The sequence below is a fragment of the Marinobacter aromaticivorans genome, assembly GCF_002806975.1.
Classification (GTDB): domain Bacteria; phylum Pseudomonadota; class Gammaproteobacteria; order Pseudomonadales; family Oleiphilaceae; genus Marinobacter; species Marinobacter aromaticivorans.
On record NZ_NIHD01000003.1, the window covers coordinates 364,534 to 385,722 of the forward strand.

The window sequence follows — 21,189 nt, forward strand, 5'->3', positions numbered from 1 at the left end:
GGTTCAGTCCCTCACTCGTTTGAGAATATCGCCATAGGCGTCGATGCGCCGGTCTCTGAAGTACGGCCAGATACGACGAATCGATTCACTGCGGTGGCGATCGAGGGTAACACTCAGGATGCACTCGGTGCTGTCGTCAGCCCGGGCCAGAATCTCGCCCTGGGGGCCACAGATAAAACTGTTGCCCCAGAACCGGATGCCATCTGATTGCCCCGATGGGTCCGGTTCCGTGCCGACGCGATTCGGCGCCACTACGGGCAGGTTGTTTGCCACCGCGTGGCCTCGCTGAACGGTAACCCAGGCGTCCAGTTGGCGCGCCTGTTCATCGGGGTCGTCGGTGATGTCCCAGCCGATGGCAGTGGGGTAGATCAGTATTTCGGCGCCGGCCAGGGCCATCAGCCGGGCCGCTTCCGGGTACCACTGGTCCCAGCATACCAGAACCCCCAGTTTTCCTACGGAGGTTTCGATGGGCGAGAAGCCGTTGCGGCCATCGTTGAACTGCGCGTCTCCCGGGGTGAAATAGAACTTCTCGTAGAAGCCCGGGTCGTCAGGAATGTGCATTTTCCGGTACAGGCCGGCCATGGAGCCATCACTTTCGATGACCACAGCGGTGTTGTGATAGACACCGTTCATGCGGCGTTCAAAAATCGAGCCCACCATCACCACACCCAGTTCCCGGGCCAGGCTTGAAAGCCGCTCGCTGGTGGGGCCGGGGATAGGTTCGGCAAGGTCAAATATTCGGGTGTCTTCGGTCTGGCAAAAATACTGGGTGGCGTGGAGCTCCTGCAGAATGATCAGTTGAGCCCCGCCTGCCGCAGCTTCCCGAATCAGCATTTCAGTGGTTGCCAGGCTGGCGGCTTTGTCTTTACTGCAGGCCTGCTGAACAGCGGCAACTGCGAGTTGCCCGGAATCCCGGGTTTTGGCGGAATTATTGCTCATGGCGTGACGACTCCTTGGGGAATCTGCATGGTGACGCAGTGCAGGCTGCCATGCTGTTTTATCAGCGGGCGGCAATTGACAGGAATAATTTCCCGGTCAGGGAAGATGCCGCTGAACGTGCGAATGGCTTCTTCATCCTGGGGCACATCGTATACGGGCAGCAGAACCGCGCCATTGATGATTAAGAAGTTTGCATAGGTTGCCGGAAGGCGTTCGCCTTCGTCGCCGAATACCGGATCGGGCCAGGGTAATGCAGTCAGTCTGTAAGGTGAACCATCGCGCTGACGGAATTCCTGGAGTTCCTCTTCCATGGCCGCCAGAGCGCTGTAGTGTTCGTCGGCCACATCCGGGCAGGCCACATAACAGATATGATCCGGAGCACAAAAACGGGCCAGGGTATCAATGTGGCTGTCGGTATCGTCCCCCGCCAGATAACCGTGATTGAGCCAGAGAATCCGGTCTGTGCCCAGCATTTCAGACAGCAGTTGCTCAATGGCACCACGATCCATGGAGGCATTACGTGTGGGCGTCAGAAGGCACTCGCTGGTGGTCAACAAGGTTCCTTCGCCATCGGATTCAATGGAGCCGCCTTCCAGAATAAAGTTCACCCGTTGCATGGGTGTGGTTCCGAATACTCCGAAATTGGCGAGGTGACGGTTGAGAGCATCGTCCTTTTCCCAGGGGAATTTGCCGCCCCAAGCGTTAAAACGAAAATCCAGCAGTATCGGTTCGCCATCCGCGAAGACGGTAATCGGGCCATGATCACGGGCCCAGGTATCGTTGGCCGGGGCTGGCACGGCGTGCACGCGCCCCGGCAGGCCCTGTTCACCGGCCCAGGCATTGAGATCGCGTTCCAGATCCTGGAGCCGGACAACGTGTTCGCAGCTGATCACCAGGTGTTGAAAGCGCAGAACCGAGCGGGCAATTTCCAGGAATACCGGTTCCACTTCATCCAGGCTTGCCGCCCAGTCGGTACCGGGGTGGGGCCAGGTAAGCACAACGGCACTTTGGGGTGCCCACTCAGCGGGCAGCACTCGTAGGGATGTCACTTTGCAGTCACCTTGAAATTGCAAAAAGCCGCCATTCTATACAAAGGGCGGCGTATCGTCAGGGTAAGGGCAGAAAACGCTTTGTTGCGAATCTCAGCGCCTGGGCGTCAATACAGTATGGATAACGCGATCGTTCTCGAAATAGACGACAAACCCGGCGTAATGCCATTGGCTGATCGGTGGCTGCCCGACCGGGCCTTCGACGGAATCCGGCTGGCCCCATGAAGAGCGCACTGAGGCTTGCGACATTCCGGCCCGGGGCAGGTTTTGCTGGCTCCTGTCGGCCTGACTGCCCACCGGCACGCGCAGCTCTTCTGCAAGGGCGCCGGATACCGGAGCAAGCGTGAGTATCAGTGCCGATGCCAGTGTGCCGGCCAGGGCTTGTTTTATTGTCATTGATGATTCTCCATTAATGCAGGGGTCGCCGGTAAGCACGCCGGGACATGGATAAAACGTAATATCCGAGAAATACGGGGAAAAGTCACATATTTTCGCCAGTCTACTCTTTTTGCCGCTGGCGAATCTGCCATCGCATCACATGTCGGGCGATTTGCTGACGATCACCATCCTGTATCCGGATAAAGCCGGTATGAACCCTTGCTCCGCCTGTTTCGTCGGCCTGCACATCCATAACCTGTGCGATGGCGCGGGGCTGGAAAAGTTCCGGTGGCAGGGTCATGCGGACGGCAAGCCTGTCGCCAGTCTGCCATGCTTGCGGGCTGGCAGAAAAGGCCAGGCCGCCTTCGCTCAGAGTGACGTCTTGCCAGTCATCCGGTTGCAAGGGATTTTGTTGAAAGGCCATAATGCGCGCCAGGGTATCCAGCTTGCCGTTCAGGGACTTTATCAGGCCGGTAAACAGACGATCCTGATCCGCAAGGCTGGCGAGCTGGGACTTGATATCCTGATCCAGCCGTCTGAATTCAGCTCTCAGGCTCTCGAGATGATCGTCGTTGAGGAAATTGTCGTCGAGCCTGGCTGACTGCGGCAGCTTGCGGACTTCCAGGCCAATCCGGTCTTCGATGCGGAAAAAATCCCGACGCTCAGGTAGATCGTCTGCCGGTTCGGTCGGCGTTTCTCGGGTCTGCATTCGGGGCTCCGCGAACAAGGATTTCAGCCAGTAGTGAAAGTTTAGCAGTTTCCCGTCGCCCTGAAAGGCTGCGGGGAAATTCCAGACCACGATCGACCTGAAGGTAGCGACAGGCACCTCTCCATGTTCAGACCCTTATCGTTTTATATCGGCTTGCGTTACACCGCTGCCAAAAGACGCAATCATTTTATCTCGTTTATTTCCCTCACATCGATGATCGGGCTGATGCTTGGTGTCGCGGTGCTGATTATTGTGCTGTCTGTGATGAACGGTTTTGACCGGGAGCTCAAGCAGCGCATTCTGGGTATGGTTCCCCACGCCATTATTCAGGGCAGCGGGCCTTTGGATGACTGGGAGTCTGTGGACGCAAAGGTGGAGGAGCACCCAAGGGTTCTGGCCGCGGCGCCGTTCATCCAGGGTCAGGGTATGGTCACCGGTGGTGGTGAGGTGCGTGGTGTCATGCTTAATGGTGTGCTGCCAGAGGAGGAGCGCACGGTTTCCATCATTGAAAACCACATGATTGAAGGTAATCTGGATGATCTGGTTGCCGGCGAATTTGGCATGATTGTGGGCCGCACCATGGCCGCCAGCCTGCATTTGCAGCTGGGTGACAAAGTGACCGTGGTGCTGCCGGAAGCTTCAGTGACCCCCGCCGGAGTTTTGCCGCGCCTGAAGCGCTTTACGGTAAAAGGCATTTTCAGCGTTGGTGCAGAACTGGACGGTAACTATACGCTCATTCATATGGATGACGCCGCCAAGCTTATGCGAACGGGCGGAAAAGCACAGGGTGTGCGCCTGCTGGTTGATGACCTGTTTGCTGCTCCCAAGGTTGCGGAAGAGGCCGCCAGAGGGCTTTCCGGCCGGTATTATATTTCCGACTGGACCCGCACTCACGGCAATCTGTTTCAGGCCATTCGTATGGAAAAAACCATGATCGGTTTGCTGTTGATGTTTATCGTCGCTGTTGCGGCTTTCAACATCGTGTCTACGCTGGTCATGGTGGTAACAGACAAAACTGCGGATATCGCGATTCTGCGCACCATGGGAGCAACACCGGGGCGCATTATGAGAATTTTCATCGTTCAGGGTGCCGTTATCGGCGTTTTCGGAACTTTGATCGGCACACTGCTGGGGGTTCTCGGTGCACTTAATATCAGTGCATTTATTTCCTGGCTGGAAACCGCACTGGGGCATCAGTTCCTGAGTGCAGATGTATACTTTATCAGCTATTTGCCCTCCCAGTTGCAATGGCAGGACGTGGCCGTTATCAGCGGCGCAGGCCTTGCCATGAGTCTGCTAGCGACGGTTTACCCGGCGTGGCGGGCGTCGCGGGTAGATCCTGCGGAGGCCCTTCGATATGAATAAGGAAAACGGTGCCATGAAGGACGTTCCGCTGGTGATTGATTGCCGGCAGGTTACCCGAACCTATACCCAGGGCCCTGAAAAACTGACCATATTTTCCGATATTTCACTGGAGGTGACGGCGGGTGAAACCCTGGCAATTGTGGGTAGCAGCGGCGCAGGTAAAACAACGCTTCTGAACCTCCTCGGGGGTCTGGACAAGCCTTCATCGGGGCAGATTTCCATATGTGGCAAGGATATCCATCGGCTGTCGGAAGCGGGGCGTGCGCGTTTTCGCAACCGGCATCTTGGTTTTGTTTACCAGTTTCACCATCTGTTGCCGGAATTTACGGCGCTTGAGAATGTCATGATGCCCTGCGCCCTGGGTGGCATGGCAATATCAAATGCCCGCTCCCGGGCGCAGTCAATCCTGCAGAAGGTGGGGCTCGGGGAACGCCTGCCTCACAAGCCGGGTGAGTTGTCAGGGGGTGAGCGCCAGCGTGTTGCCATTGCCCGTGCCCTGGTCAACGAACCGGAGTGCGTATTGATGGACGAGCCCACCGGCAACCTTGACGAGCATACAGGTGAGGATGTCCGGGCACTGATTGAGTCTTTGCGTGATCAGTTGGGGATTGCGTTTGTTATGGTTACCCATGACATGCAGATGGCGCGAAGCCTTGGGCGAGTGCTGAGGCTTGAGCAGGGCCGGCTTGTTCAGGAGGCCTGATCACGGGAGTGTCCGGGCATTTTGCGGGCGCGGCGGCGCAGTCGCCAGTCGGAACGGATTTTCCTGCGCCACATAAACTGTATGACCAGATAGGCAACACACGCTGAAAGTGTGGCGACGATCAGTGAGCCCACGTAAAGGGGAATGCCGATGTCCAGCAGGCGTTCACTGATCCAGGGCCATGAAAGCTGGAAATCAAAACTCAGAACAGGTCGGTTGAGGACCCAGGCGCCCACCTTGTAGTTGAAGTAGAACATGGGCGGCATGGTGACCGGGTTGCTTATCCATACCAGCACCACAGACAAAGGCAGGTTGGCGTTGAACCAGATGGCAAAAAAAGCAGCAGCAATCATCTGGAAAGGCATGGGAATGAAGCAGAAAAACACGCCGATCAGGAACGCCCGGGCAACACTGTGACGGTTGATGTGCCATAGATTGGGTTCATTAAGGATATCGCCAAGAAACCCAAGCGACTGTATCGCTTGCACCTTTTCAGGTGATGGCAGATAGCGTTTCATGAACTTCTTCGGCATATGGGAAGCTCAACCTTCAAGTAGAATAAAACTCCGGCGCCAGGGATGTCGCCGACGGATACAACATCGGGAGGACAAGGATTGTCCGGAAGCTCTTCAGTATTGGGCATATTCGCCTTTTCCTGCGGCGTCATCTTACTTTATAGGCTGACGGTGTTGCCACCTCAAGTGTGGCTGACAGGTGCTGCAGTTGGACCATTATTGTGGTTTTTGCCGATACGCCGGCGGTTGCCCGAGTGTATTCTGCCCATCCTGATTGGCTTTTCATCGGGTATTGCCTGGGCAGGTTTCTGGGCCCATGATCGCCTTGAACAGAGGCTTCCTGCGGGCCTTGAAGGTGCGCAGGTTGAGGTTTCCGGCTACGTCTGTGATTTGCCGGCAGCAGGTAGTTTTGACAGCATTCGTTTCAGCTTCTGTGTCACCCGCTGGTACGGGGATTCCCTGATTCGGAAAACCGCTGGTTCGCTCCCTGAACGGCTTCGGCTTGCCTGGTATGGCCAGCCCGGAGGCGCCCTTCCGGGCCATCGCCTGCGTCTTGAGGTGGTACTGAAACGCCCCCATGGCTCCCTGAATACAGAGGGCTTCCGCTATGAAGACTGGCTGTTTCGCAAAGGTTACCGGGCAACCGGGAGTGTACGCAGTGCGGTTTCTGACCCATCCGTACCCTGCCGGATGCAGTGCCATTACCATCACGCCTATTCCCGGCTGGCGCAGTGGGCAGACCGGCAATTTTCGCAAGCACGCCACCACCCTTTAATTGCATCGTTGCTGATCGGCAACCGTGGGCATTTAACGCCTGAGCACTGGAGCCGTCTGAAGGCAACGGGAACGATTCATCTGGTGGCTATTTCCGGCCTCCACCTGGGCCTGATCGCTTTGGGCGCCGGGTTCATTGCGCGCCGGTTGTTGCTGGCTGTGACCTCCCGCCACAGGAGTGAGCAATGGGTACGCGCGGCTGTGTTCCTTGTGGTGCTCGTTTGCAGCCTGTTTTACGCACTGGCCGCCGGTTTTACGGTACCAACACGAAGAGCGTTGATCATGGTTGTAGCCGCGGGCTGGCTCTTGCTGAAATCCCGGCAGGTGCCTGTATGGCATTCACTCATTGTAGCGGTCGGGCTGGTGCTTTTGCTTGACCCCTTCGCGCCACTGGATCAAGGCTTCTGGCTGTCGTTCGGAGCGGTTTCTGTTCTGATTTGTGCTTTTGCCGGTCGTTTGGGCGCTCCAGGCTGGCTGACTGGCCTGTGCCTTGCGCAGGTGGCTGTGTTTGCCGGGCTCTGGCCGCTGCTTGAACTGGTTGGCCAGGGGCAGCCGGTTGCAGGCCTGCTGGCCAATATCCTGGCTATTCCCTGGGTGTCACTGGTGGTTATGCCGGTTCTTATTTCGGGCGGGCTGCTGGTAGCCCTGTTTCCGGCGTTGTCCGGGCTTGTTGTACCAAGCATTGATGCCGTACTGGATGTCATGTGGAGCTTTCTCGGCTGGGTGGCTGGTATGGATTGGCCAGAGCTGGACGGAAGCGTGCCGGAAACCGCTGCATTTGCGCTGCTGATATTGCTGATTGCACTGGTTCCGATGCGGGTTTTCCGGGCTGCCGGGAGTGTGGTTGCCCTGGCCTGGCTAACTGCTGTGAATGTTTCCGGCGATGCGCAAAATCCATATGTGGCAGAGCCGGAGGTAAGGGTTTGGGATGTTGGTCAGGGCCTCTCTGCTTTAGTGCGGGCAGGTCACGAGGTGTTGCTGTATGACACAGGGCCGGAAGTTGAAGGTGTATTCTCTGCCGCGGAATCTGTGCTGCTGCCCAATCTAAGGGCTTTGGGTATCAAGCGTATAGATACGCTGGTTGTGAGCCATGCCGATAACGATCATTCCGGCGGCATGGATCTGCTTCTTGAGGAATTCAGGGTAGGCCGGATTGTCACCGGTGAGCCTGCGACCATTGCTGAAAAGCTGGAGCGGGGCCGGGCGGTGAGTATTTCGGGGTGCGAGGGAGAGTGGGAATTGGGTGGCGCCTTCCGGCTTGGTCTCTGGCAGGCGGCAGGAAACCATGAGGGCAACGATGCCTCTTGCGTTCTTACAGCGGCGTATTCCGATGCCGGCGTGGAATGGGTGTTTCCGGGTGATATAAGCACTCGCATTGAAGCCCGTTATCTGAAGTCCGTTCCGGGCAGGTTGGAAGAGGACGGGGTGCGCAGGCGGATTGTGATCGCACCTCATCACGGTAGTAAAACATCCTCCTCTGCTGCCTGGGTTGATACCCTGAGCCCCGAGCTGGTGATTTACACTGCAGGATACCGGCACCGATATGGCCACCCTCACAAGGACGTTACCGCACGCTACCGGAAGGCTGGCGCCCGGGCACTTAACACCGCCTGTTCCGGCGAACTGGTCATGACCGTGGCTGATGGCGCGCTGAAAATCCGGGAAGCCCGACATCAGGCGCCCTTCTGGATTGGAGCTCCGGAACTTGCGAGGCAGCAATGCAAAATACCGTGACATTGCAGGTGTAGCCTCAACCTGCAGCTATGCTAAAGTAGCGCGGCTTGTAAACAATCAGGGAGATCAAGCGTGTTCGAGCTGTTGAAAGCCGGTGGCATTCTGATGGTGCCAATTGTTGCCTGTTCCATTCTGGCGCTTGCGATCATTCTGGAGCGATTCTGGACACTTCGGGCGTCCCGGGTTGCCCCACCCCAGACCATTAATGAACTCTGGCGCTGGATCAAGAAAAAAGAACTTAACGGCCGCAAACTGAAAGCGTTGCAGAGTTCCTCACCCCTGGGGCGAATCCTTGCAGGTGGCCTCATGAACGCCAAGCATGGCCGCGAAATCATGAAAGAGAGCATTGAGCACGAGGCCAGCCAGGTGATTCACGAGCTGGAGCGTTTTCTCAATCCGCTGGGCACGGTTGCAACCATTACGCCACTGCTCGGGCTCCTGGGTACCGTGATTGGTATGATCAAAGTATTTACCGAGATCCAGCTTGCCGGGGTAGGTAATGCCGGCAACCTCGCCGGTGGTATCTCCGAAGCGTTGATTACTACGGCGGCGGGCCTGAGTGTTGCCATTCCGGCACTGATCTGTCACCGCTATTTTATCCGGCGAGTAGACGAGCTTGTGGTGGGCATGGAGCAGGAAGCCATCAAGCTGGTTGAAGTTGTGCACGGTGATCGCGAAATCGATGTGGAAGAGGTCTGAGCGCCGTGAAGTTTACTCGCCAGAGAAGTCAGGAAGTCGGGGTAGACCTGACACCGCTGATCGATGTGGTTTTCCTGCTGTTGATTTTCTTCATGGTTTCCACAACCTTTACCCGGGAAAGTCATTTGCAGGTGGAATTGCCCGAAGCCAGTGGTGAGCCAGCGTCTGCTACCGAAATAAAGCAGATAGACGTGGTGATTAACGCAGAAGGCCAGTACATCCTGAACAACAAGGCGCTGGTGAACAATCGCCGCGAGACACTTGAGCGTGGAGTGAGCGAGCTGGCTGAAGGTAATCATAGTCTGCCATTTATCATTACTGCAGACGCCCGCACCCCGCACGAGTATGTGGTCAGGGCAATGGACGTTGCAGGCCGCCTGGGTTTCTCCAAGCTGAGCATAACCACAGAGCGTGAGGCCGAAAGCCAGTGAGTCAAGCGGAGCTTCCAGTCCCCCGGCAGGCTAAACCCGGCGAGAGCTGGCACACCTACAAGCGGCTTCTGGCCTATGTAAAGCCATTCTGGCTGGCTTTCTCCTTCGCCGTTGTGGGTAACATTATTTATGCGGCAGCATCCACAGGTATGGCGGCTGCCATGGAATATGTAATTTCGGCCATTGAAAATCCCACCGAGCAAAACCGGATCCTGTTGACCGCGTTGATTGTAGGGGTATTCGCGTTCCGTGGTTTTGGAACCTTCATGAGCCAGTACTTCATCAGTTACGTCGGGCGACAGGTTATTAACTCGCTCCGTAAGGATGTGTTCAACCGGTTGATGACCCTTCCATCCCGTTATTTCGATGACAATGCTGCCGGAAGACTGGTATCCAAACTCACCTTTAACGTGGAACAGGTAGCGGAGGCCACAACCAATGCGGTAACCATTACGCTTCGGGAAGGTCTCACCATTGTCGGGTTGCTCGGCTTCATGCTGTACACCAACTGGAAGCTGACCCTGATCTTTTTGGCTGTGGGCCCATTGATCGGCGCCGTGGTCAGCTATGCCAGTAAACGTTTTCGCAAGATCAGCCAGCGTATTCAGGGGTCGATGGGCGACATTACCCATGTGGCTTCCGAGTCTATTACGGGTTACCGGGTTGTTCGCACATTCGGAGGTGTGGAGTACGAAAAGGCGCGTTTTCAGGAAGTTAACGACAGGAACCTGAAGCAAAGTCTCAAAATGGCCTCTACCCAGGCTATCAGTGTACCGGTAATCCAGCTGCTGGTAGCCATTGCCATTGCCGCCCTTGTATGGACCATGCTGGCACCGGAGATAAGGGGCGAAATGACAACCGGCCAGCTGGTGGCTTTTATCACAGCCGCGACCACCATGGCCAAGCCCATTCGTCAGGTGACATCGGTTCATGCGCAGATACAGAAAGGCGTGGCTGCGGCTTATGACGTATTCGAGACCATTGATGAAGCGCCGGAGCCGGATTCCGGCACGTTTGCCCCGGAGCGCGTCGAAGGCAACATCCGGTTTGACAATGTATCGTTTCGCTACCGGGACCAGCTTGATGATGTGCTAAAAGGTATCTCCGTTGATATTCCGGCAGGGCAAAGCGTGGCGCTTGTGGGGCGCTCGGGCAGCGGAAAATCAACGCTGGTCAGTTTGCTGCCGCGGTTTTATGAATACACTGGTGGCGATATCCTGATTGACGGGCACCCGCTCAATGACTTTTCTCTGAAAGCACTGAGAGCACAGATCGCGCTGGTTACGCAAAATGTTGTACTGTTTAACGACACCATTGCTGCCAACATAGCCTACGGCGCGCTGCGGCAGTGCAGCCGGGAAGAAATACGGGAGGCAGCCGCCAAGGCTCATGCGCTGGAGTTTATTGATCGTATGCCGGACGGGCTGGATACCGAAATTGGTGATAACGGAGTCATGCTGTCCGGCGGCCAGCGGCAGCGCCTGGCAATTGCCAGAGCCTTGTTGAAAGATGCACCGATTCTCATCCTTGATGAGGCGACTTCGGCGCTGGATACCGAGTCTGAACGGCATATCCAGCAAGCCCTGGAAACGGTTATTCAGGGCCGTACAACGCTGGTAATTGCGCACCGGCTGTCCACCATTGAGAAGGCCGACAGGATTCTGGTTATGGATAACGGGCGCATTGTGGAATCGGGGCGTCATAGCGAGCTTCTTGCCAGCAAGGGTGCCTATGCCCAGTTACACCAGATGCAGTTCAGTGAGCACTCATGACTTCCCTGGTAGAACGCCTTTGGTACGGTAAAAGCCGGCTACTGTTTATTTTAACGCCACTCTCCTGGCTTTATCGTGCCATCGCCCAGGCACGGCGGCGAAAAGCCCAGCAGACCCTTGGTTCCAGGCTGCCGGTGCCGGTTGTGGTGGTGGGCAACATCACTGCCGGTGGTACAGGGAAATCTCCGTTGACGGCATGGCTGGTGGGTGAAATGCTCAGCGCGGGCTGGCGACCGGTGATACTCAGCCGGGGCTACGGCGGCAAATCTTCCGGTTACCCGCTGCTGGTTACAGAAGAGACCCTGCCGTCGCTGGCCGGTGATGAACCCGTGATGCTTGCACAGGCAACCGGCGTGCCGGTGGTGGTGGATCCCGACCGGCGTCGTGGTGCCGAATTCGCGATCGACAATGCCTTGGGAGATGTCTTCGTCAGTGATGACGGGCTTCAGCATTACCGTCTGCCTCGGGATATTGAACTGGCAGTATTCGATGGTTCCCGGGGCATCGGCAATGGTGCCCTGATCCCGGTGGGCCCCTTGCGGGAGCCGGTCAGCCGCCTGGATACTGTGGACTTTGTTGTGGTGAACACTGCAAGCGTCACCGGCGATTCCGGGCGGGCAGGGCAGACCACGCTCCCGGGAGTTGCTCATCCGCAAATGTATTCCATGAGTCTTGTGCCAACCCGGCTTGTTAACCTCAATGATGGCGAGACCAGGGCCCCGGAAAGTCTCCGGGGAAAACGGGTTCGTGCGGTAGCGGGTATCGGCAATCCTGCGCGTTTTTTCGATACCCTCAAAGGGCTGGGGGCAAAGGTGACGGCTGTGCCTTTCCCGGATCACCACCGTTTCCGCCCGGAAGACCTTGGGGCAGAATCGGATCAGATACTGGTAATGACGGCCAAAGATGGCGTTAAATGTCGTGGCTTTGCGCCGGATAACGCCTGGGTGCTCCATGTTGAGGCCCGGCTACCAGAGCTGTTTTCGGAGAGCGTCCACGCAAAGCTGCGGGCGTGCTCCGGGCCATCAACTTCTTAACTGTCAGCGAGACTGCATTATGGATAAAAAACTCTTGGCCATGCTGGCCTGTCCGGTCTGTAAAGGTGACCTGAAGCTCAATGAAGCCAAAACGGAACTGGTGTGCTACCAGGATGCCATGGCGTTTCCCATACGGGAGGGTATACCGGTCATGCTGGCCACTGAGGCCCGTACACTCTCCACCGATGAACGCCTTCACAAGAACTGAGAAAGCTCTCTGCAGGATTGAAACCCCATGAGTTTTACGGTTGTGATTCCGGCCCGCTATGCCTCCACACGTTTACCCGGTAAGCCTTTGCTGGATATCGCCGGCAAGCCCATGATACGGCACGTTTGTGAGCGCGCATGGGAAAGCCGGGCAAGCCGCGTGGTTGTCGCCACGGATGACGCGCGTATTTACGATGCCTGCAAGGCATTTGGCGCCGAAGTGGTGTTGACTTCGCCCAATCATGTCAGTGGCACCGATCGCCTGGAAGAAGTTGTACGCAAGCTCGGGCTGGATGCGGAGCACCGGGTTGTCAATGTGCAGGGGGATGAGCCTCTGATTCCGCCCAGGTTGATTGACCAGGTTGCGGATAATCTCGATCGCTATCCCCATGCTGCTATTGCAACACTTTGCGAGCGCCTGCACGACATAGAGCAGGTCTTCGACCCCAATGTTGTAAAGGTTGTTTTTGATCTCGAAGGAATGGCCCACTATTTCAGCCGGGCCCCTGTTCCCTGGGCCCGGGACCATTGGAGTGATATGAGCCGGGGTAACCTTCTGGCAACCAACGCGGCTGCCGCCTTGAAGGGTGACGCCGGGTATTTCCGCCATATAGGCATTTACGGGTACCGGGCCAGTGTGCTGAGCCGTTTCGTGAGTTGGCCGCCGGCACCCACAGAACTGGCAGAATCGCTGGAACAGCTTCGTGCACTGTATAACGGCGCAAGGATCCACGTTGAGGTGGCAGACCAAACGCCACCACCAGGGGTTGATACCGAAGCAGATTTACAGCGCGTCAGGGCCTGGATGTGCAAATCCATTGAAACAGGAGAAAACGGGGCATGAGTAAACGCGCCAGCGTGCTTTTTGTGTGTCTTGGCAATATCTGTCGTTCGCCAACCGCCGAGGGTGTATTTCGCAAACTGGTGGAGCAGGCGGGGTTACAGGAGCAGATTTATATTGACTCCTGTGGTACCAGCAACTGGCACATAGGCAAGGGGCCGGATCCAAGGTCGCTGGAAGCCGCCGCCAGTCGCGGCATCGATATCAGCGGGCTCAGGGCACGACAGTTTACCGAGAAAGATCTCGACACCTTCGATTATGTTGTTGTGATGGACCGCCAGAACCTTGCCGATGTAAAAGACATCTGGCATCAGAATGGCGGCACCCGGCCCACGCTCTTTCTGGAATATGGCAACACCGATTTGGCTGAGGTGCCCGACCCCTATTTCGGCGGCGAAGACGGGTTCGAGCAGGTGCTTGATCTGATTGAAGATGCAGGAGAGGGCCTGCTTCGCAGTATTCAGGAGCGCATGGTGTGAGCCTGCATGCGGAACTGCAGGAAAATATTGATCTGACAGAACTCAACACACTGCGCGTATCCGCAACAGCACGCTATTACATGGAAGTGGAAACTCTGGATGACCTGGCCCGTGCCCTGGCATGGGCGCAGGAGAACGGGCACAGGGTCCTGGTGCTGGGCAGTGGCAGCAATCTGGTTTTTGCCGGGGACTATGCGGGCCTTGTGATCCGCATGCGTATTGCAGCGCGTTATTGGGAACAGGTTGATGACACTGGCGCTACGCTGGTTCTGGGCGCCGGTGAAAACTGGCATGATGCAGTACTCTACGCCGCCAGATGTGGATACCGGGGCATCGAGAATCTTGCCCTTATTCCTGGCACCGCTGGCGCTGCCCCGGTTCAGAATATAGGCGCCTACGGCGTTGAACTGTGCGATACCCTGGTCTCCGTAACAGCTTTGGATCGTGAAACCCGTCAGCTTGTGACCCTGCATAAGGCAGATTGCGAGTTTGCCTACAGGGACAGCCTGTTCAAGCGACAGCCAGAGCGTTTCATTATTACCGGGATAAGGCTCAGGCTGTCTCGTACAAGACCATTGCAGCTTGGTTACAGGGATCTTGAAGATTACCTGGGGGAGACGGATACCGAAAAACTGGACGCAGTGACCGTAGCTGAGGCTGTTATGGCTATTCGGCATCGCAAGTTACCGGATCCGGGCATGATTCCCAATGTCGGCAGTTTTTTCAAGAACCCGGTGGTGTCTGCCGAGACCTTCAGTAAGCTGCAGGCTGCCCATCCGGATGTTGTCAGCTACCCCCAAAACGGCACTGTAAAACTGGCTGCAGCCTGGCTGATTGATCGGTGTGGGTGGAAGGGCTACCGGAATGACCGTGTGGGCGTGCACAACCGGCAGGCGCTGGTGCTGATCAATCATTCCGGGGGAACAGGGCTGGATGTGCTCGATCTGGCTTCCGACATTCGCGATTCGGTGCGGGCACAGTTTGGCGTGGAGCTGGCGATGGAACCGGGTATCGTGGGCGTTTGAACAGGCCCCCCTGAATAGCATTGTCTGGCCCGCCGTTAACGGCGGGCGCTGTTTCTCAAGCTATCCTACAGACCCTTACGTGGTGAGGCTTTCACCAGAAGCGGCAGGGCGTCTTCAATGGCAACATCCTGCTTGTCAGCATCTCTGCGCCCTTTGTATTCGAGCGTGCCGGACTTCAGGCCACGATCTGAAATAACAAAGCGATGCGGTATGCCGATCAGTTCCATGTCCGCAAACTTTACCCCCGGGCGTTCTTTGCGGTCGTCAAGCAGCACGTCGTAGCCTGCCTGTTTCAACTGCTCGTACAGTTTTTCACCAGCTTCGGCCACAGTGGGCGTTTTGTGGGCGTTGAGGGTAACAATAGCCACCTGGAACGGTGCAATGGCATCTGGCCAGATGATGCCCTTGTCATCGTGGTTCTGTTCGATTGAAGCAGCCACGATTCGTGACACGCCAATGCCGTAACAGCCCATGTCCATGATCACGGTTTTGCCGTTCTCATCCAGAACGGTGGCGTTCATGGCGGTGCTGTATTTGTTGCCCAGTTTGAAGATGTGGCCAACCTCAATACCTCTGCGTATCTCCAGGGTGCCTTTGCCATCGGGGCTGGGGTCGCCCTCAACCACGTTACGAATGTCCTCAACCCGGCCCAGCGGCAGATCCCGCTCCCAGTTCACGCCGGTCAGATGGTAACCCTCTTTATTTGCACCGCACACGAAATCCGCAAGGTGAGCTGCGCTTCGGTCTACAATCAGCGGAACCGGCAGGTTTACCGGGCCAATGGAGCCGGCTTTACAGCCAATGGCTGCCTCGATTTCTTCATCGGTTGCCATGGTCAGGGGTTCAGCAACGCCTTCCAGATTTTCGGCCTTGATTTCGTTCAGAGTGTGGTCGCCGCGCAAGATCAGAGCGATGAGCCCGGATTCGCCATTTTCATCGGCTTCCGATTTTACCAGCAGGGTTTTCACGGTGCGGGTGGGCGCAACCTTCAGGAACTCTGAAATTGCCTCAATGGTTCGTTGTTCCGGTGTTGCAATTTCTTGCAGTTCTTCAGCCGGTGCCGGGCGTTCGCCGGACGGGGCGACAGCTTCGGCTTTTTCAATGTTGGCGGCGTAATCGCTGTCAGTGCTGAACACAATGTCGTCTTCGCCGGACGACGCCAGCACATGGAACTCATGGGAGGCGCTGCCGCCAATGGCGCCGGAATCCGCCTGAACCGGGCGGTAATCCAGCCCCAGGCGATCAAAGATGGCGCAGTATGTGCGGTGCATCACCTGGTAGGTTTCATCCAGGGATTCGGCGTTCACATGGAAGGAGTAGGCGTCTTTCATGATGAATTCCCGGGCGCGCATAACACCGAAGCGCGGGCGGCGCTCGTCCCGGAACTTGGTCTGGATCTGATAGAAGTTGGCCGGCAGTTCCTTGTAGCTTTTCAGCTCATTGCGGATCAGATCGGTGATGACTTCTTCATGGGTGGGGCCGAAGCAGAACTCACGGCCGTGGCGATCGTTCATTCGCAGCAGCTCACCGCCATACTGGGTCCAGCGCCCGGATTCCTGCCAGAGCTCAGCGGGCTGAATTGCCGGCATCAGCACTTCCTGAGCACCACTTTTGTCCATTTCTTCACGAACAATCCGCTCAACCTTGCGCAGGGTTCTCAGGCCCATGGGCAGCCAGGTATAAAGGCCGGCCGCCAGTTTCCGGATCATGCCGGCACGCAGCATCAACTGGTGGCTGATAATCTCCGCGTCAGAGGGGGTCTCTTTCTGGGTTGCAATCAGGTAACGGCTTGCTCGCATCGTGGTTTCCGTTCATTGGTGTTCAAAGAAGGGTGCTTTTTAACTTCGCGCTATTGTACGGAGCCTGCCGCACAAGGTACAGATGAGGTGCCTGGCATCAGGATAAATAGCCCAGAGGTAGCGCGGTGCTGTCAATCACCCGCTTGAGAACGAAACTGGAGTGAACGCCACTGACACCGGGAATCCGTGTAATGCGATTGAGCAGAAAGTGGTGGTACTGGTCCATATCCGGCACCACGACTTTCAGCATGTAGTCGGCATCGTGGCCTGTTACCAGATAGCATTCGAGAACCTCCGGGTATTCGGATACCTGCTCCTCAAACGCGGCGAAACGCTCCGGTGTGTGTCTGTCCATGCCGATCAGAATAATAACGGTAAGGGAAAGGCCAAGCTTCTTGTGGTCAAGAACGGTTACCGTGCGCACAATGATGCCGGCCTCTTCAAGTGCCCGTACCCGTCTGAGGCAGGGAGATGGAGAAAGCCCCACCTTTTCCGCCAGCTGCTGATTGGTGAGGGAGGCGTCTTTCTGGATCTGGGCCAGTATGCGCCGATCGGTTTTGTCAATTTGTATGAGGGTTTCTTTGTTTGTAGGCATAAAATTGCTGTCTCAGGTTATAAATAAGAATATATAGCCAATAATCTATGCTTTATGCTGTAAATTAGCAATCAACTGCTGTGCTGAACAGGTTAGACTGTTTTCAATCGACGAATACATCTGAAACGCGACGGAGAACAACGATTATGGCTTTCGATCATCGCAAATATTCGGCCTTCCAGCCGGTAAAGAAAACTGACCGCCGTTGGCCTGACAAGGTCATCGATAAAGCGCCCACCTGGTGTGCAGTGGATCTCCGCGATGGTAACCAGGCTCTGGTAAAGCCCATGAATGTTGCCCAGAAACAGCGCATGTTCGATTTGCTGGTGAAGCTGGGGTTCAAGGAGATTGAAATCGGCTTCCCGGCAGCCAGCCAGCCGGATTTCGATTTCTGTCGCAAACTGATCGAAGAAAACCGGATTCCCGACGATGTGAAAATCCAGGTGCTGACCCAGGCCCGGCCCGAGTTGATCGAACGCACCTACGAAGCTTTAAGAGGCGCTCGCCGTGCTATCGTTCACGTGTATAACTCCACCTCAACGGTTCAGCGTGAGCAGGTGTTTGGCCTGGACCGGGCCGGAATCCGCGATATCGCCGTTAACGGCGCACAGCTGGTCAGGGATTTGGCTGAACAATACCCGGATACGGAATGGACGTTCCAGTATTCGCCGGAAAGCTTCACCGGAACAGAACTGGATTTTGCCGTAGAGGTTATCGATGCGGTAACCGATGTATGGCGTCCGGACGAAGGGCAGCCGGTTATCATCAACCTGCCTGCCACCGTTGAAATGGCGACACCGAACGTGTTTGCCGACCAGATTGAGTGGGTGGGCGACAACATCCGTCGCCGGGAGCACATCAGCATCAGCGTGCATACCCACAATGACCGGGGTTGTGGTGTTGCTGCAGCGGAATTGGCGGTCATGGCGGGTGCGGACCGTGTGGAAGGTACGCTTATGGGTAACGGTGAGCGCACAGGCAATATGGATCTGGTCACCATGGCCATGAATCTCTATTCCCAGGGCATCGATCCGAAGCTGGATTTGTCCGGCATGGCTGAAATTACCGAGGTTGTGGAAGCCTGCACCGAAATATCGACCCATCCCCGCCATCCCTATGCGGGCGAACTGGTGTTTACTGCGTTCTCAGGCAGCCATCAGGACGCTATCCGCAAATGCCTGGCCCGGAGAAAACAGGGCGATACCTGGAACGTGGCCTATCTGCCGATCGACCCGTCTGATGTGGGCCGCCGGTACGAAGAGGTAGTTCGTATCAACAGCCAGTCCGGCAAAGGTGGTGTGGCCTACGTGCTGGAACGGGATTACAACATCAGCCTGCCGCGCTGGTTGCAGATCGAGTTCAGCAAGGTTGTGCAGAAAGCTGCGGAAACCAACGGTGGCGAAGTTGATTCCATGGCTATTCATACCCTGTTTGAGCAGCGCTATCTGAAAGTTCATGACGACTGGGCCTTGCGGGCATACGACCTGCACCGTGATGAACGGGGCGTATTCGCTGAAGTGACCTATGGTCAGGACCCTGCGCCTGTGCGCCTTGAAGGTCGAGGTCTTGGCGCCGTGGAAGCTGTCTCGGCGGCGCTGGAAGAACGCTTCGGGTTTGCCATAGCTGTGGAAGCTTATGATGAGTACGCCCTGGGTGAGGGTACCCGGGCCAATGCCCTGGCCTGTATACGTCTGACTGCCGGTGGCCAGCATTGCAGTGCTGCGGCCCTGGCCGAGGATACAACGTCTGCAACCCTGCAGGCGCTGCTGTCTGCTGTTGCCCAGGCTGCACAGGAGTTGCCGGCCATGGAGCACCGCCAGGAGTCAACGGTAACTGCGTGACACAAAAAACATAAAGCCGGCAATCTTGCCGGCTTTATGTTTCGTCATGCCCCTGCAGGGCAGGGGCGACGGGCAAAAACCAAACCTCAGATCGGGGTTACGTTTTCTGCCTGTGGACCTTTCGGCCCCTGTGTTACGGTAAACTGCACCTTCTGACCCTCGGTCAGGGTGCGAAAACCGCTGGCGTTGATCGCACTGTAGTGTACGAAAACGTCACTGCCACCGTCCTGAGCTATGAAGCCAAAGCCTTTGGACTCATTGAACCACTTTACGCTGCCTGTTTTTGTATCGGACATTGATCTTTCCTGTATTTCTGACATACCCCGTTTTGGATCGCTGAAGTCTTGCCACAGCAAAGCCAGTATAGACCGACTTTTTGTATCTGCCACTCAAATCTCAACGGCGGAACTGCTCGCTGATTTCTTCAAGAATCGCCGGGTCATCAATGGTGCTGGGAACGGCATATTCCTCGCCATCCGCGATCTGGCGTATCACCCGTCGTAGAATCTTGCCGGAGCGGGTCTTGGGCAGCCGGTCTACCACCAGGGCCCTGCGGAAGCAGGCGATTGCACCAATCCTGTCCCGCACCATCTCCACAAGTTCTTCTTCCAGTTCGTCGTGATCAATGGTGGCACCGTCTTTTATCAGAACCAGGCCGAGAGGAATCTGGCCTTTCATGTCGTCATGGGCGCCTACCACACAACACTCGGCAACAGCAGGATGAGACGCCACCACTTCTTCCATTTCACCGGTAGAAAGGCGGTGGCCTGCCACGTTAATCACATCATCCGTGCGCCCCATAACAAAGACATAGCCATCTTCATCAATAAAGCCACCATCCCCCGAGCTGTAAAAGCCGGGTACAGGGTTGAGGTAACTGTCCTGAAAACGCTGGTCATCGCCCCATACTGTCACAAGGCATCCGGGGGGTAACGGCAGCTTGACCGCAATCTGGCCCTGCTCGCCCGCCGGAACCTGGCTGCCATGGGCATCCACAACCTGCACGTTATAGCCGGGCGACGGAACGGTGGCGGAACCGGGTTTGGTCGGCATGGTTTCGAGCCCAACCGGGTTGCAGCAAATGGCCCAGCCGGTTTCCGTTTGCCACCAGTGGTCCAGAATCGGGAGCTGAGTGTGTTCCTTGAGCCACTCGTAGGTGGGTGGGTCGAGGCGCTCACCCGCAAGGAAAATGCTCCGCAAAGAACTGATATCATAGCGGGAAAGCTGATCGGCTTCCGGATCCTCCTTGCGCACCGCGCGGAAAGCCGTGGGTGCGGTGAACAGCAGGTTAACCTTGTGCTCCTCGACCACACGCCAGAAGGCGCCCGCATCGGGAGTTTTTACCGGCTTGCCTTCGTACAGTATGGTGGTGCATCCGGCAAACAGGGGGGCGTAAACAATGTAGCTGTGGCCTACAACCCAGCCGACATCGGAAGCAGCCCAGAATACGTCGCCGGGGTTGGCGTCATAAACCAGCTTCATGCTGTACTTGAGGGCCACGGCATGGCCGCCGTTGTCGCGTACCACGCCCTTGGGCTTGCCGGTGGTGCCAGAGGTGTAAAGCACATAAAGCGGGTCGGTTGCCTGCACGGGAACCGGGCCAACCGGCTCAGCCCCGGCCACCAGGTCGCCCCAGTCGTGGTCGCGGCCACTCTGCATTTGCGCCTGAACCTGGGGGCGCTGATAGACAACACAGAAATCGGGCTTGTGGGACGCCTGGTCGATAGCCTGGTCCACCAGGGGCTTGTACTCGATGACTTTGGCAACTTCGATACCGCAGGATGCGGTAATGACGGCTTTGGGATGAGCATCATCGATTCTTACTGCAAGCTCATGGGCAGCAAAGCCGCCAAAGACCACCGAATGAATAGCACCTATGCGGGCGCAGCCCAGCATGGCAATCACAGCTTCCGGGATCATCGGCATATAGATGATGACTACGTCACCCTTGCCGATGCCCTGCGCTTTGAGTGCACCTGCAAAACGGGCGACTTCGTCGGTGAGTTCGCTGTAGGTATAGCTGCGCTTGGCGCCGGTTACCGGTGAGTCGTATACGAGGGCTTTCTGGTCGCCCCGGCCGGCGCGAACGTTGGCATCCAGTGCCACATCGCACGTGTTGAGCGTCCCGTCAGGAAACCAGCGGCCATGTCCGTTCTCTGTGGCTTGCCATATGGTCTGGGGCTTTTGCATCCAGTCAATGCTGGCGGCCTTTTCGCGCCAGAAGTCTTCTGGTTTATCAATCGATCTGCGGAACTCTGAGTGGTAGCTCATAGGTTTTGCCTCATCGTGCCTGTTGTTCT

At 56.6% G+C, this 21,189-nt stretch carries 21 protein-coding genes; 12 read left to right on the forward strand and 9 right to left on the reverse strand.

All coding sequences use genetic code 11. The annotated features are described in order from the left end of the window. Nucleotides 1-3 precede the first annotated feature (3 nt). From CDH48_RS06835 to CDH48_RS06850, 4 genes are all read right to left on the reverse strand, one after another. Nucleotides 4-939: a carbon-nitrogen hydrolase gene (locus CDH48_RS06835; RefSeq protein ID WP_100687967.1), complete on the reverse strand. Its 936-nt coding sequence runs from the start codon at nt 937-939 to the stop codon at nt 4-6. Continuing rightward, nucleotides 936-1,988 (reverse strand): agmatine deiminase family protein, encoded by a 1,053-nt coding sequence (locus tag CDH48_RS06840; protein ID WP_188437624.1) that lies wholly within the window; start codon nt 1,986-1,988, stop codon nt 936-938. The genes CDH48_RS06835 and CDH48_RS06840 overlap by 4 nt, the downstream gene beginning before the upstream one ends. A gap of 93 nt (nt 1,989-2,081) precedes the next feature. Continuing rightward, nucleotides 2,082-2,384 (reverse strand): hypothetical protein, encoded by a 303-nt coding sequence (locus CDH48_RS06845; protein WP_100687968.1) that lies wholly within the window; start codon nt 2,382-2,384, stop codon nt 2,082-2,084. A gap of 103 nt (nt 2,385-2,487) precedes the next feature. Further along, nucleotides 2,488-3,075 carry a PilZ domain-containing protein gene (locus tag CDH48_RS06850; RefSeq protein ID WP_100688114.1) on the reverse strand — a complete coding sequence of 196 codons (588 nt, stop codon included), beginning with the start codon at nt 3,073-3,075 and terminating at the stop codon, nt 2,488-2,490. A 123-nt stretch (nt 3,076-3,198) separates the two neighbouring features. Here CDH48_RS06850 and CDH48_RS06855 point away from each other — a divergent pair, with 123 nt between their 5' ends. Together CDH48_RS06855 and CDH48_RS06860 are read left to right on the forward strand one after the other, a co-directional pair. Further along, a complete protein-coding gene (locus CDH48_RS06855; RefSeq protein WP_100687969.1) occupies nt 3,199-4,440 on the forward strand; it encodes a lipoprotein-releasing ABC transporter permease subunit in 1,242 nt (413 codons plus the stop codon). A 13-nt stretch (nt 4,441-4,453) separates the two neighbouring features. Further along, a complete protein-coding gene (locus CDH48_RS06860) occupies nt 4,454-5,143 on the forward strand; it encodes an ABC transporter ATP-binding protein (protein ID WP_379923192.1) in 690 nt (229 codons plus the stop codon). On the opposite strand, the gene CDH48_RS06865 is transcribed toward CDH48_RS06860, so the two are convergent. Beyond that, nucleotides 5,131-5,676, reverse strand: a complete 546-nt coding sequence (locus CDH48_RS06865) for a DUF2062 domain-containing protein (RefSeq protein WP_100687971.1) — start codon at nt 5,674-5,676, stop codon at nt 5,131-5,133. The genes CDH48_RS06860 and CDH48_RS06865 overlap by 13 nt on opposite strands. 45 nt (nt 5,677-5,721) lie before the next feature. On the opposite strand from CDH48_RS06865, the gene CDH48_RS06870 reads away from it, so the two are divergent. From CDH48_RS06870 to murB, 9 genes are all read left to right on the forward strand, one after another. Further along, the gene (locus CDH48_RS06870) at nt 5,722-8,166 is read left to right on the forward strand and encodes a DNA internalization-related competence protein ComEC/Rec2 (protein ID WP_100687972.1); all 2,445 of its coding nucleotides are present in this window, start codon (nt 5,722-5,724) and stop codon (nt 8,164-8,166) included. Nucleotides 8,167-8,238: 72 nt separating this feature from the next. Next, on the forward strand, nt 8,239-8,865 hold the full coding sequence (locus CDH48_RS06875; protein WP_100687973.1) for a MotA/TolQ/ExbB proton channel family protein: 627 nt from the start codon (nt 8,239-8,241) through the stop codon (nt 8,863-8,865). A 5-nt stretch (nt 8,866-8,870) separates the two neighbouring features. Next, nucleotides 8,871-9,296 (forward strand): ExbD/TolR family protein, encoded by a 426-nt coding sequence (locus CDH48_RS06880; protein ID WP_100687974.1) that lies wholly within the window; start codon nt 8,871-8,873, stop codon nt 9,294-9,296. Beyond that, nucleotides 9,293-11,068: a lipid A export permease/ATP-binding protein MsbA gene (gene msbA / locus CDH48_RS06885; RefSeq protein ID WP_100687975.1), complete on the forward strand. Its 1,776-nt coding sequence runs from the start codon at nt 9,293-9,295 to the stop codon at nt 11,066-11,068. The genes CDH48_RS06880 and msbA overlap by 4 nt, the downstream gene beginning before the upstream one ends. Then, nucleotides 11,065-12,102, forward strand: a complete 1,038-nt coding sequence (lpxK, locus tag CDH48_RS06890) for a tetraacyldisaccharide 4'-kinase (RefSeq protein ID WP_100687976.1) — start codon at nt 11,065-11,067, stop codon at nt 12,100-12,102. Before msbA ends, lpxK begins: the two co-directional genes overlap by 4 nt. Nucleotides 12,103-12,121: 19 nt before the next feature. After that, nucleotides 12,122-12,310, forward strand: a complete 189-nt coding sequence (locus CDH48_RS06895) for a Trm112 family protein (RefSeq protein WP_100687977.1) — start codon at nt 12,122-12,124, stop codon at nt 12,308-12,310. A gap of 27 nt (nt 12,311-12,337) precedes the next feature. Next, the gene (gene kdsB / locus CDH48_RS06900) at nt 12,338-13,153 is read left to right on the forward strand and encodes a 3-deoxy-manno-octulosonate cytidylyltransferase (protein WP_100687978.1); all 816 of its coding nucleotides are present in this window, start codon (nt 12,338-12,340) and stop codon (nt 13,151-13,153) included. Beyond that, nucleotides 13,150-13,629 (forward strand): low molecular weight protein-tyrosine-phosphatase, encoded by a 480-nt coding sequence (locus CDH48_RS06905; protein WP_100687979.1) that lies wholly within the window; start codon nt 13,150-13,152, stop codon nt 13,627-13,629. The genes kdsB and CDH48_RS06905 overlap by 4 nt, the downstream gene beginning before the upstream one ends. Continuing rightward, complete coding sequence (murB, locus tag CDH48_RS06910) at nt 13,626-14,654, forward strand: UDP-N-acetylmuramate dehydrogenase (RefSeq protein ID WP_100687980.1); 1,029 nt, start codon at nt 13,626-13,628, stop codon at nt 14,652-14,654. Before CDH48_RS06905 ends, murB begins: the two co-directional genes overlap by 4 nt. 65 nt (nt 14,655-14,719) lie before the next feature. Here murB and CDH48_RS06915 read toward each other — a convergent pair whose 3' ends face one another. Then, nucleotides 14,720-16,453, reverse strand: a complete 1,734-nt coding sequence (locus CDH48_RS06915) for a proline--tRNA ligase (RefSeq protein ID WP_100687981.1) — start codon at nt 16,451-16,453, stop codon at nt 14,720-14,722. 97 nt (nt 16,454-16,550) lie between these two features. Then, nucleotides 16,551-17,048 carry an Lrp/AsnC family transcriptional regulator gene (locus CDH48_RS06920; RefSeq protein WP_100687982.1) on the reverse strand — a complete coding sequence of 166 codons (498 nt, stop codon included), beginning with the start codon at nt 17,046-17,048 and terminating at the stop codon, nt 16,551-16,553. 146 nt (nt 17,049-17,194) lie between these two features. Between CDH48_RS06920 and leuA the strand changes: the two genes are divergently transcribed. After that, nucleotides 17,195-18,889, forward strand: a complete 1,695-nt coding sequence (gene leuA, locus CDH48_RS06925) for a 2-isopropylmalate synthase (RefSeq protein ID WP_100687983.1) — start codon at nt 17,195-17,197, stop codon at nt 18,887-18,889. An 86-nt stretch (nt 18,890-18,975) separates the two neighbouring features. Here leuA and CDH48_RS06930 read toward each other — a convergent pair whose 3' ends face one another. Both CDH48_RS06930 and CDH48_RS06935 read right to left on the reverse strand, forming a co-directional pair. Then, a complete protein-coding gene (locus CDH48_RS06930) occupies nt 18,976-19,185 on the reverse strand; it encodes a cold-shock protein (RefSeq protein WP_100687984.1) in 210 nt (69 codons plus the stop codon). Nucleotides 19,186-19,285: 100 nt separating this feature from the next. Then, complete coding sequence (locus tag CDH48_RS06935; RefSeq protein WP_100687985.1) at nt 19,286-21,160, reverse strand: propionyl-CoA synthetase; 1,875 nt, start codon at nt 21,158-21,160, stop codon at nt 19,286-19,288. Nucleotides 21,161-21,189: the final 29 nt, after the last annotated feature.

What these genes read in the sequence shown, in the direction of transcription:
- CDH48_RS06835 (WP_100687967.1), bottom strand. Translation starts at nt 939, where the DNA reads ATGAGCAATAATTCCGCCAAAACCCGGGATTCCGGGCAACTCGCAGTT.
- CDH48_RS06845 (WP_100687968.1), bottom strand. Translation starts at nt 2,384, where the DNA reads ATGACAATAAAACAAGCCCTGGCCGGCACACTGGCATCGGCACTGATA.
- CDH48_RS06850 (WP_100688114.1), bottom strand. Translation starts at nt 3,075, where the DNA reads ATGCAGACCCGAGAAACGCCGACCGAACCGGCAGACGATCTACCTGAG.
- CDH48_RS06855 (WP_100687969.1), top strand. Translation starts at nt 3,199, where the DNA reads ATGTTCAGACCCTTATCGTTTTATATCGGCTTGCGTTACACCGCTGCC.
- CDH48_RS06860 (WP_379923192.1), top strand. Translation starts at nt 4,454, where the DNA reads ATGAAGGACGTTCCGCTGGTGATTGATTGCCGGCAGGTTACCCGAACC.
- CDH48_RS06865 (WP_100687971.1), bottom strand. Translation starts at nt 5,676, where the DNA reads ATGCCGAAGAAGTTCATGAAACGCTATCTGCCATCACCTGAAAAGGTG.
- CDH48_RS06870 (WP_100687972.1), top strand. Translation starts at nt 5,722, where the DNA reads ATGTCGCCGACGGATACAACATCGGGAGGACAAGGATTGTCCGGAAGC.
- lpxK (WP_100687976.1), top strand. Translation starts at nt 11,065, where the DNA reads ATGACTTCCCTGGTAGAACGCCTTTGGTACGGTAAAAGCCGGCTACTG.
- CDH48_RS06895 (WP_100687977.1), top strand. Translation starts at nt 12,122, where the DNA reads ATGGATAAAAAACTCTTGGCCATGCTGGCCTGTCCGGTCTGTAAAGGT.
- kdsB (WP_100687978.1), top strand. Translation starts at nt 12,338, where the DNA reads ATGAGTTTTACGGTTGTGATTCCGGCCCGCTATGCCTCCACACGTTTA.
- CDH48_RS06905 (WP_100687979.1), top strand. Translation starts at nt 13,150, where the DNA reads ATGAGTAAACGCGCCAGCGTGCTTTTTGTGTGTCTTGGCAATATCTGT.
- CDH48_RS06915 (WP_100687981.1), bottom strand. Translation starts at nt 16,453, where the DNA reads ATGCGAGCAAGCCGTTACCTGATTGCAACCCAGAAAGAGACCCCCTCT.
- CDH48_RS06920 (WP_100687982.1), bottom strand. Translation starts at nt 17,048, where the DNA reads ATGCCTACAAACAAAGAAACCCTCATACAAATTGACAAAACCGATCGG.
- leuA (WP_100687983.1), top strand. Translation starts at nt 17,195, where the DNA reads ATGGCTTTCGATCATCGCAAATATTCGGCCTTCCAGCCGGTAAAGAAA.
- CDH48_RS06930 (WP_100687984.1), bottom strand. Translation starts at nt 19,185, where the DNA reads ATGTCCGATACAAAAACAGGCAGCGTAAAGTGGTTCAATGAGTCCAAA.
- CDH48_RS06935 (WP_100687985.1), bottom strand. Translation starts at nt 21,160, where the DNA reads ATGAGCTACCACTCAGAGTTCCGCAGATCGATTGATAAACCAGAAGAC.